Raw genomic sequence first — 3,468 nt, 5'->3', positions numbered from 1 at the left:
GTCTGGGTCATGGTGCTGTCCCTTCCTGGGGCGGGGTGGGGTTGGGGGTCGGTGCCGGGGCGGCCCCCGGGGCTGAGCCGGCGTCGGGCGCGAGAGCCCGTTCGATGAACTGCATCATTTCCTCGAAGACTTCGTCGGGCACGTCCGGCCGGGCGCCGGCAGCGGGCTCCGCGCCTTCCTCGTCCCACAGGACCCAGCGCATGCCGATCAGCTCGCCGATGCCCATCAGGGCCCAGGCCGCGACGGTGGGATCCATTTCCCGGACCTCGCCGCTGAGCTGGGCCGCTTTGAGGCCTTCGATGTAGCCGTTGACGATCCGGGTGTAATGCAGCCGCAGGGCGCCGGGCGAGACGAATTCGGCCTGGCGGATGATCCGGTAGAGGGCCGGGTGCTGGGCGGTGAAGCGGAAGAACGCGCGGAAACCGGCCCGTTCGGCCTCCAGCCGGGTGCCCGCGCTCCTGGCCGCATCGGTCATGGCATGCCGGACCCGCCGGTTCAAGTCCTCAACCACCTCGTCGAAGATGGCCTGCTTGCCGTCGAAGTACAGATAGAAGGTGCCGAGGCCGACGCCGGCGGCCTCGGTGATCTTGACGATCGAGGCCTCGTGGTAGCCCACCGAGGCGAAGACGGACTCCGCGGCCTCCAGCAGTTTGGCCCTGGTACGCGTCCCCCGGGCGGTGCGCGGCGCGGCGCTCATGCTCGTTCTCCCGCCGCCGCGCGTGCCGCCAGGTCCTGGCGCAGCCTGCCGCGGAGGACCTTGTTCAACGCCGTGCGGGGCAGCGCCGCAACCGTCTCGATCCGCACCGGGACCTTGAAGCGGGCCAGCTGCGAGGCGCAATGCTCCAGCAGTTCCTGCTCGTCTGTGGCCATGCCGGGATGGACCACCACGAATGCCACGCCGGTTTCACCCCAGCGCTCATCCTCCACCCCGACGACGGCGGCCTGCGCCACCGCGGGATGGCCCAGCAGGGCGGCCTCGACCTCGGCCGGGGCCACGTTCTCGCCGCCGGAGATGTAGATGTCCTTTAGCCGGTCCACCACCTTGATGTACCCCTCGGCGTCGCGTTCCACCAGGTCGCCGGTGCGCAGCCAGCCGTCGGCCAGGACGGCCGCGGTGGCAACCGGGTCGCGGAAGTAGCCGGCAAACACGCCCGGTCCGCCCACCAGCAGCTCGCCGGTCGCGGCGCCGTCGAGGATTTCCCCGGTGACGGGGTCCGCCACAGCGACGGCGACGTGTGGGTACGGTTTGCCGGAGTAGCCCACCATCCGGGCGGCGTCTTCGTTGGCCAGGCACAGCACGTTCGGTGAGGCCTCCGTCAGGCCGTAGCCCTGGCTCAGCGCCACGCCCCTGCGGTGCCAGATCCGCAGCAGTGGCGCCGGCATCGGCGCGCCGCCCACCACCGCGTGGCGCAGGCTGGACAGTTCGGCGTGAGCGAAGTCCGGGTGCTCGGCCAGCATCAGGTACTGGGTGGGGACGGCCATCAGCATGGTCACACCCCGCTCTGCGATCAGCTGCAGGACCCGGCCCGGTTCGAAGCCGCGCTCCAGCACCACGGTGGCTCCGGTCCACCAGGCCAGCAGCGGCTGGATGTTCCAACCGCCCACGTGGAACTGCGGCAGCACGGCCAGTACCACGTCACTGCTGCCCATCTCGAGGGTGCGGGACAAGGAGAGGTTGTTCCAGAAGCAGTTCGAGTGGGTCAGGACGGCGGCCTTGCTGGCGCCCTCCGTGCCCGAGGTGAAGATCATCAGCAGGGCATCGTCGTCGCGCACTTCCCGGCGGGCCGCCCCCGATCCGTCAGGCGCTCCGGGCGCTGCCGGCTGCACGCGGGACGGCGTCGGGACGGACTTCTCCACGCCGCCGGGCCCGAGGGCCGCGGTCCGCGGACGGTGCGGCAACAGGGCGCAGGCTGCTGCGGCGAGGGAGTCGAGTTCGCCTTCGACCAGCAGCAGTTGGGGGTCGGCGAGCTCCAACTGGGCGGCGAGCTCCCGGGGTGAGAGCCGCCAGGACAGCGGAACCAGGACGAGTCCGGCCTTGGCGCATGCGAAGAAGGCCACCACGTGGTCGGAGCTGTTGCCGGTCAGGGTCGCGATCCGGTCGCCGATCCGGTAGCCGGCGGCCAGGAACGCGGCGGCCAGGGCCGCCGCGCGGCGTTCCAGCTCGCTGTAGAGCAGGCTGCAGCCGCGGTCGTCGATGGCCACCCGGTGCGGGGTGGCCAGGCTGCGGTCGGCGGTCCAGCGGCCCAGGGTGTGCAGGCCGTCGGATCGGGACGGGCCGGTTGCGGTGCTCATGCGGCGTCCTCCAAGATGTCGCGGGGCGTCTCCGTACCCGCGCTGCCGGCGCCCCGGATGCCTCGGCGGCGGCGCTGAGCAAGCCGCTCGGCGGTGCCGGTGATGCCGCCGGGCAGGAAAAGCACCACCAGGATGAAGAGTGTGCCGAGGATGAATAGCGGTTCGGACAACGGTACACGCAGGATGTCCGGGAGCGACTTGACGGCCTCGGAGTTGGCGAGCGTCGTCAGGCGCTGGTCCAGGATCGTGTAGAACACGCCGCCGATCACGGCTCCCCAGCGCGAGCCGACGCCGCCCAGGACCACCATCACGAGCAGCGTGATGGTGAGGTCCGCGGACATCGCGCGGGGCACCGCGCCGCTCTGCAGCAGCAGGAAGGCCATGCCGATGATGCAGACCAGGACGGCGGAGACCACGAAGATCAGCAGCTTCACCAGGTAGGGCTGCAGGCCCAGGACACGGACCCGGAGTTCGTTCTCGCGCACGGCTGCCGCGGCGTGGCCGGCCCGGGAGGACTGCACCCAGGTGACGATGACGAACACCGCCACCAGCACGGCCAGCGCCAGCCAGTACAGGTTGCGGGTGTTCACGACGCCGACCAGGAAGTCGGGCAGATTGTCGGTGCGCAGCGTCAGGCCCTCGTCGCCGCCGGTCTTGCCCTCGGGGTTGCGGCCCACAATCACCGAGCCGGCCTGGGCGAACGCGAGGGTCACCATCGCGAAGGGGATGCCGCTGACGCGCAGGCTGATGCTGCCCACCACATGGGCCAGCACGATCACGATCAGCAGGGTCAGGCCCATCGCCGGCAGCAGCGGAATGTCCAGGTTCTGCAGGATGATGGCCAGCCCGTAGACGCCGGCACCAAAGTAGAGGGCGTGCCCGAAGGAGAGCAGCCCGGCCACGCCCAGCAGCAGGTGGTAGGTCAGGGCCGCGGCCGCCATCAGCATGCACATGGCCAGCAGCTGCAGGGATCCGGGGGTGTAGCTCGGGCCGGGCAGCACGCCGGGCAGCGAGAGGTTCAGCAACGGGAGCAGGACCAGGAGCAGCAGCCCCGCCAGGCCGGCGGCCCACGCCGCGAGCCGGGAAAACCACCCCCGGGTACAACGACGCCGGGGGAGCGCCGGGCGCCACGCCCCGCGGCGGCCGCCTCCGCCCGACCGGCCGGCGGCTCGCGGC

The 3,468-nt window shown here is 71.3% G+C and carries 3 protein-coding genes; all 3 read right to left on the bottom strand.

All coding sequences use genetic code 11. The features are described 5' to 3' along the window. Positions 1-7: 7 nt before the first annotated feature. The 3 genes from AB4Y86_RS14950 to AB4Y86_RS14940 are packed head-to-tail and all read right to left on the bottom strand — an operon-like array spanning position 8 to position 3,350. Positions 8-697 carry a TetR/AcrR family transcriptional regulator gene (locus AB4Y86_RS14950; RefSeq protein ID WP_441402983.1) on the bottom strand — a complete coding sequence of 230 codons (690 nt, stop codon included), beginning with the start codon at positions 695-697 and terminating at the stop codon, positions 8-10. Further along, complete coding sequence (locus AB4Y86_RS14945) at positions 694-2,292, bottom strand: class I adenylate-forming enzyme family protein (RefSeq protein ID WP_441402982.1); 1,599 nt, start codon at positions 2,290-2,292, stop codon at positions 694-696. Before AB4Y86_RS14945 ends, AB4Y86_RS14950 begins: the two co-directional genes overlap by 4 nt. Further along, on the bottom strand, positions 2,289-3,350 hold the full coding sequence (locus tag AB4Y86_RS14940; protein WP_441402984.1) for a branched-chain amino acid ABC transporter permease: 1,062 nt from the start codon (positions 3,348-3,350) through the stop codon (positions 2,289-2,291). Before AB4Y86_RS14940 ends, AB4Y86_RS14945 begins: the two co-directional genes overlap by 4 nt. Positions 3,351-3,468: the final 118 nt, after the last annotated feature.

It is taken from the genome of Arthrobacter sp. 2YAF22_2 (assembly GCF_052114645.1).
Classification (GTDB): domain Bacteria; phylum Actinomycetota; class Actinomycetes; order Actinomycetales; family Micrococcaceae; genus Arthrobacter.
This window is presented reverse-complemented; position numbering and strand designations above follow the sequence as displayed.

Bases quoted from the DNA above. Each gene is read 5' to 3' on its own strand.
- AB4Y86_RS14950 (WP_441402983.1), bottom strand. From the start codon at position 697: ATGAGCGCCGCGCCGCGCACCGCCCGGGGGACGCGTACCAGGGCCAAA.
- AB4Y86_RS14945 (WP_441402982.1), bottom strand. From the start codon at position 2,292: ATGAGCACCGCAACCGGCCCGTCCCGATCCGACGGCCTGCACACCCTG.